The sequence below is a fragment of the Pseudomonas parasichuanensis genome, from assembly GCF_021601385.1.
Taxonomy (GTDB): domain Bacteria; phylum Pseudomonadota; class Gammaproteobacteria; order Pseudomonadales; family Pseudomonadaceae; genus Aquipseudomonas; species Aquipseudomonas parasichuanensis.
In genome coordinates this window covers 20480-27070 of sequence record NZ_BQHO01000051.1, presented here as the reverse complement: position 1 = coordinate 27070, position 6591 = coordinate 20480, and the positions used below count along the sequence as shown (strand labels likewise).

Here is a 6591-nt window from a genome sequence, read left to right as displayed (position 1 = left end):
GGTCGGGGACGCGTTTTTTCATTGCTGGAATCTCACGTGGGCCTTAAGGAACTGCCGTCCTCCTCGTCTCACTGAGTTGGGTGGCAGTCGTACGCAGATGTGAGACCCGGGCCACATGAGAAACCCGACCAGGCGAAGCCTGCCCGCGTACGACCGCCATAAACGGTGTACTTCTCAGGTTGCCGGGGGTCTCAATCCCGATCGCCCGAAAGCGACCCGAGGACGTTATTCCTGAGGGATTCCACCGACAACATCGAAGCTTCCGCAAGCCGCGTAGGATACTTCCCAAGCTATGCGGGGCTGTAGGATTTGGTTTCAGTTTCGGAAATGTCGTACGGGGTTCTGGCAAGTCGCAGAAATGCTTGAGGCTGGGAAGGTCTGGCGCTGGACCGCATCAAGGCCACCAGGTGCTCGCCGGTGTTGTTGCAGCGCTCTCAAGATCGAGCGCCGCCCGCGCGGCGCATCGCTGGCAAGCCAGCTCCCACATCTGTTTCGGGCCAGTTACTCCTGCAAGGTCATCACTGTCCGCCTTGTTGGTACGACGCGGTTTCAGCGTGGGCGTTACCGCCGCCCCGCATGACTCAAGACGTGCACCAAGGCAGGCGCCGGTACTTCCACAGGAATAACTGGCCCGAAACAAACTGTGGGAGCTGGCTTGCCAGCGATGCGCCGCGCGGGCGGCGCTCGATCTTGAGAGCGCTGCAAGAGCTGTGGCAGGCACCTGTATGCCCTGATGCAATCCTGAGTCGATATAGGCCCTGGCGAGGGCTGCGCCCTCGATCGCTGGCAAGCCAGCTCCCACAGGTGCAGCGCAATGCTCAAGAACAATGATCTACCTGTGGGAGCCGGCTTGCCGGCGATAGGGCCAGCACAGCCACCACAACACAAGGCTCAGAGCCAGATGGCATCCCAATGCGGATAGTCGCCAACCCGCTCAACCAACCCTGCCCGCTTGGGGTTCATGACGATGTAACGCGCAACAGCCTGCACATCCTCTTCCCGCCGCAACGCGCGATCATGAAACCCCTGCTGCCAGAGGCGCCCCGCACGCCCCTGATAGCCATTGATCATCCGGGTACTGCGCGACTTGATCCGCCGCATCAGCGTTTTCAGGTCCCCACCTCCAAGCTCCACAAGCCAGTGAAAATGATCCGGCATCACCACCCAGGCCAACGATCGGGCAATGCCCTCCGCCTGCGCGATACGCAACTGCCCGATCAACAGCCGGGCAGAGCGGAAATCGGCCAGGTACGGTGCCCGGTCCAAGGTCTTGGTGGTCAGCAGATAGAGCCTGCCGGGCTCTGAGAAACGGCCACGCCTCAGTTGGCTGGAATGGGGACTGTCCATGTGCCTACTCCTGTTTTGGGCAGGTCAGGCTAGTGCATGGTGCTGATTCGGGGAGAGAGCATGTGGTGCCTGATGTTTCAGTGGTGCCCGCATCGCCGGCAAGCCGGCTCCCACAGAGATCAACATAGTCCTTTGTGGGAGCTGGCTTGACAGCGAAAGGGCCGCAAAGCGGCCCCAGGGTCCTCAAGGCTTACCGCTACCCTTCCACCCCCCACCCAACGCCAGAAACACCCCAATCTGCCCCATCGCCACCTGGCTGTTCGCCGCCGCCAACTGCGCCCGCACATCGGTGTAGGTCCGGGTCGCCTGCAAGTCCGCCAGGAACGACTCACGCCCCACCTGATACCGCAGATGGGTCTGGTCCGCCGACTCCTTCGCCGAGCGCTCGGCCTCAGCCAGCGCATCACGCCGGTCGAGCAAGGCACTGTATTGCGCCAACCGCGTCTGGGTTTCACGAATGGCGTTCAACACCACCCCGTCAAACTGCGCCAACGCCGCCTGAGTCGAGGCCTCCGCCATGCGAATGCGCGCACGGGTGCCGTTGGTGGGGATGTTCCAGCTGATCTGCGGCCCAAAGCCCCAACGGTTGGTGGAAGGCTCACCCAGGTTTTCGAGAATGCCGATGGTCCCCACCTGTGCACCAATGCTGATGTCCGGATAAAGCGCCCCAGTAGCCACGCCGATATTCGCGGTCGCCGCCGCCAACTGGCGCTCAGCCTGGCGCACATCGGGCCGGCGCTTGAGCAAGGCGGCGCCATCACCCACCGGAATCAACTGCGCAAGATGCGGCAGCTCGGCGCAATCGGCAGTACCCGCCGGCAACTGCTCGACCGGCTTGGCCAGCAGCGCAGCCAGGGTATACAAGCCAGTCTCACGCTCGGCCTTGAAGCGCGGCAGTTCAGCCCGCAGCGACTTGAACTGGGTCTGCGAGCGGGTGACCTGGGTCTCGTCGCCACGGCCGGCATCGCGCAGCCGTTGAGTCAGCTGCACGCCCTGCTGCTGCAAATCCAGCGACTCACGCGCAATGTGGTACTCCTCGTTGGCCGAACACACCTGGGTATAGGCCTTGACCACGTCGGCCACCAGGGTGATGCGCGCGGTGTCGGCCGCGGCCTGCACCGCATCGGCGTTGGCCTTGGCAGCCTCGGTGCCGCGCTTGAAGGTGCCCCACAGGTCGAACTGGTAGCTGACACTGAGCAGCGCCTCGCCAATATTGGCCACCGGCACTTTCTCCGGCAGCAGGAAGGCTTCGCCAGACTCCTGCAAGCGCTGGGCACCGGCCTTGATGCCGCCATTGAAGCCCCCCTGGGACTCGGCCACTTCCACCTGGGCGCGGGCCTTGGCGATGTTGGCGGCGGCCACGCGCAATTCGGTGTTGGCGCTCAGGGCCTGGCGCACCAGCTCATTGAGGCGTTGATCCTGGTACAGCTGCCACCAGTCCTCGGGCACCGGCGCCGACACCACGCTGTCGGCATCCTGGCGCAACGGGCCGTTGAGGTCGCTGCGCTGCACGGCGGCATCCTTGGGCACTTCGTAATTGGGGCCGACCATCATGCAGGCGCCGAGAGACAGGCTAAGCCCCACCAGGATCAGCTGTTTCATGGGTGCTGGCCCTCGATGATCGACACCGTGGCGGTACGCCCGGCGATCATGCGGAAATCAGCCGGCACCTCGTCGAAGGTGATGCGCACCGGAATCCGCTGGGCCAGGCGCACCCAGCTGAACGCCGGGTTGACGTTGGGCAGCAGGTTGGCGCCGCTGCTGCGGTCGCGGTCCTCGATGCCGGCGGACAGGCTTTCGACACGGCCGCGCAGGCGGGTGTTGTCGCCCATCACGCGGATGTCCACGGCATCGCCGATATGGATGCCACCGAGCTTGGTCTCTTCGAAATAACCATCGACGTGGTACGAGGCGCTGTCGACCACCGACAGCACCGGGCGGCCGGCGCTGACGAACTCGTGGGCACGCGGGGCGCGGTCGTTGAGGTAGCCGTCCACTGGGCTGCGCACCACCGAGCGGTCGAGGTTGAGCTGGGCCAGGTCCACCTGCACCTGGGCCTGGTTGACCGCCGAGCGGGCGCGGGCCTCGCGGGACTGGCTCTCTTCCAGCTGCTCGGCCGCCACCAGGTTGCCCAGCTTGCGGTTGCGCTGCGCCTCGCGCGAGGCCTGGGCCAGGGTTTCCTGGCGCTCGGCCAGGGTCGCCTTGGCCTGGCGCAGGGCCAGGGTGAAGCGGTCCTGGTCGATGGTGAACAGCACGTCGCCGCGCTTGATGGTCTGGTTGTCGCGCACCTCGACCTGCTGGATCAGCCCGGACACATCCGGGGCGATCTGGATCACGTCGGCACGGATGTGCCCGTCGCGGGTCCAGGGGGCGAACATGTAGTACACCACCATCTGCCACACGAGCACGGCGGCGAAGGTCACTACCAGCAAGGTCAGGACCACTTGGCCCAGGGTCAGCAAAGGTTTTTTCATGGCAGCATCAGGCTTCGGCAAAAGTGGTCGACCGCGCCCAGCAGCACGGCATACAGGGCAACGTTGAACAGCGCCCGGTGCCAGACCAGGCGGTAGAAATGCACGCGCACCAGCAGCGCGTGCACCCCAAGGAACAGCAGGTAGGTGGCAAACATCATCACCAGTAGCGTGGGCAGGAATACCCCGCTGATATCCAGTTCACCGATCACAGGGGCGCTCCATCGAGGCCGGGTGGCAGTTGCGTTTGTTCAGTGGGTTCGAGCATCACCTCCACCCCTGGCAGCAGCGCCAGGCGCAGGCCACTGAGGGCATGCAGCAGGTGGGTGCGGGCATCGCCGCGCTCGTACAGCTCGTCCAGGTTCAGCGCCAGGCGCGCGCGCTCCATGTTGCGCAGCAGCGCCGCCGGGGCATGCAGGCGCTCGCCGGCGCGCAGGCAGGCGGCGTAATGGCCGCCGACCTCTTCGATCACCGTCTGCAGGCGCTCGCGGGCCTGGTTGCCGGCGCGCGGCAGGTAGGCCAGCAGGTCCAGCAGGTTCAGCCCCACGCGCAGGTCGCGCAGCGCCACGCCGCTGTCCTGGCCGGTCTGCGACAGGCGCGGCAGGTGCTGCATCAGGCGGTCGAGCATCTGCACGCCGACCTGGCGGTGTTCGGCCAGGGTGGCTGGCGCGGTCATCTCGACGATGTCGCGCCAGGCGAAACGGGTCATGCGCTTGGCCGCCAGTTCCACGCCGAACGGGCGCACCACGATGGTCCAGAGGAAGGCGAACAGCAGCCCCACCGGCCCCGCCAGGTTGGCGTTGAGGAAGGTGAAGAAGTCGGCGTCGTAGGCGCCCTGGATGCTGATGAAGGTCGAGGTGTTGACGATGGTCAGCAAGGTGCCCAGGTAGAAGCGCGGCTGCACGGTGAGGGTGCCGACGCAGATGAACGGCACGGCGAAGGCCAGCACCAGCATGGCGAAGTCATGCAGGTTGGGCAGTACCAGGAACAGGTACAGGCTGGAGAAGATCACCGACATCAAGGTCCAGAAGAAGAACCGGTAGATCTGCGGCGCCGGGTCGTCCATGGCGGCGAAGAAGCTGCACGACACGGCGGCGAGGATCACCGCACTGGCGCCGTCGTTCCAGCCCAGGCCGATCCACAGGCCGCAGGCCACGACGATGGCGGTGACGGTGGAGAACACCGAGTACAGCATCAGGCCACGGTCGAAGAACGGCGTCAGCCGGCCCAGGCGCCAGTGGCGGTACACCGCGCGCCAGGGCTTGGCGTCGTCGGTGCGCAGGGCGTGCTGCAGGGTGCAGCAGTCCTGCCACAGGTCGGCCCACTCGGTCAGGCGGTAGAGGGCGTTGGACAACAGCAGCTCGGCGCGCTGGTCGAGGGCGGCGGCGCCGGGTTGCAGGCGGTCGATCTGCTCGTGCAGGGCGGTCCAGCGTGCCACCGAGGCGCTGTCGGCGGTGCCCTTGAGCCATTCGCGGGCGGCCGCCAGCACCGGCTGCAACTGGGCGAACTGCACCGGGGCGCGGCCTTCGAGTGCGATCAGGGCGTCGTCGAGGGCGTCGATCACCGGCAGCAGGTGGATCATCCGCCCGCGCAGTTCGCGGGCGTTCTTCAAGGTGTGCGGGCCTGCGCCCTCGTGGCCGAGCTGGCCGATCATCAGCTCCAGCGAGTTGAAAGTGGCGACCATCGTCCCGCGCATGCCGCCGACCTTGTCGGCGCTGGCTTCGCGGGCCAGGTAAGTGTCGCTGTAGCGGATCGCCTCGCTGAACCAATTGCCGGTCGCGCCCACCACCACCGGCGCCAGCCGGCGCGGCCAGAACACCGCGCCGACCACCGCCGCGCAGACGATGCCCAGGCAGATTTCCTGGGCACGGGACGAAGCCACGTCGAACACCGCCAGCGGGTTGTCGACCACCGCCAGGGCGATCATCGGCATGGTGTAGCCGGCCAGCATCAGCACGTAGTTGTTGGCGGTGCGCAGGTTCAGCGAGAGGAACAGCAGGGTGCCGGTCCACAAGGCAACGGCGATGCTCAGCAGCACCGGCGACTGCACCAGCAGGGGCACGAAGAAGATCGCCGCGCCTGCCCCCAGCAAGGTGCCAAGCGCGCGGTACAGCGCCTTGGAAGTGGTGGGGCCGAGGAACGGGCTGGAGACGATGTACACCGTGGCCATCGCCCAGTACGGGCGTGGCAGCTGCATCAGCAGGGCGATGTACAGGGCGATCATCGACGCGGCGAAGGTGCGCACGCCGTAGAACCAGTCGCGGGCCGGGGGTACCGAGCTGAAGAAGCCGTTCATGGGGTGAGGCCCGCTTCTTCGAACACGCGGATCACCCGCAGGGTGGCTTCCAGGTCGGCCTGGTCGATGCCCTGCAGCAACTCGCGGCGCAGGCGCACCAGTTCGCCTTCGATGGACTCGGCCAGGGCGCGGCCTGTTGCGGTCAGGCTCAGGGCCTTGGCGCGGCGGTCCAGCGGGTCCTCGCTGCGGCACACCAGGCCCGCCTTGCACAGCTGGTCGAGCAGGCGCACCAGCGACGGGCTTTCCAGGCCGGCGGCCTGGGCCACCGCCACCTGATGCACGCCGTCGCCCAGGCGCACGATCATCAGCAACGGCACGGCACAGGCTTCGGAGATGCCATAGCTGGTCAGCGCGCCCTGGCACAGGCGACGCCAATGCCGGGCGGCAACGACCATGCCGCTGCTGATTTTCATGTGCAGTGCGTCAAGTGACATAGAGGGAACCGAGGATATTCATAGTTTGCTAACTATCAATATA

At 66.0% G+C, this 6591-nt stretch carries 6 protein-coding genes; all 6 read right to left on the bottom strand.

What is annotated here, in order from left to right:
• Positions 1 to 891: 891 nt before the first annotated feature.
• Positions 892 to 1347, bottom strand: coding sequence for an REP-associated tyrosine transposase (locus tag L6D77_RS25665; RefSeq protein ID WP_232885527.1), 456 nt, complete (start codon positions 1345 to 1347; stop codon positions 892 to 894).
• 183 nt (positions 1348 to 1530) lie between these two features.
• The gene (locus L6D77_RS25660; protein ID WP_232885528.1) at positions 1531 to 2949 is read right to left on the bottom strand and encodes an efflux transporter outer membrane subunit; all 1419 of its coding nucleotides are present in this window, start codon (positions 2947 to 2949) and stop codon (positions 1531 to 1533) included.
• Positions 2946 to 3821: an efflux RND transporter periplasmic adaptor subunit gene (locus L6D77_RS25655; protein ID WP_232885529.1), complete on the bottom strand. Its 876-nt coding sequence runs from the start codon at positions 3819 to 3821 to the stop codon at positions 2946 to 2948. The genes L6D77_RS25660 and L6D77_RS25655 overlap by 4 nt, the downstream gene beginning before the upstream one ends.
• On the bottom strand, positions 3818 to 4030 hold the full coding sequence (locus L6D77_RS25650) for a DUF1656 domain-containing protein (protein ID WP_110992051.1): 213 nt from the start codon (positions 4028 to 4030) through the stop codon (positions 3818 to 3820). Before L6D77_RS25650 ends, L6D77_RS25655 begins: the two co-directional genes overlap by 4 nt.
• Positions 4027 to 6114, bottom strand: coding sequence for an FUSC family protein (locus tag L6D77_RS25645; RefSeq protein ID WP_232885530.1), 2088 nt, complete (start codon positions 6112 to 6114; stop codon positions 4027 to 4029). Before L6D77_RS25645 ends, L6D77_RS25650 begins: the two co-directional genes overlap by 4 nt.
• Positions 6111 to 6548, bottom strand: coding sequence for a MarR family winged helix-turn-helix transcriptional regulator (locus tag L6D77_RS25640; protein ID WP_232885531.1), 438 nt, complete (start codon positions 6546 to 6548; stop codon positions 6111 to 6113). The genes L6D77_RS25645 and L6D77_RS25640 overlap by 4 nt, the downstream gene beginning before the upstream one ends.
• Positions 6549 to 6591 lie beyond the last annotated feature (43 nt).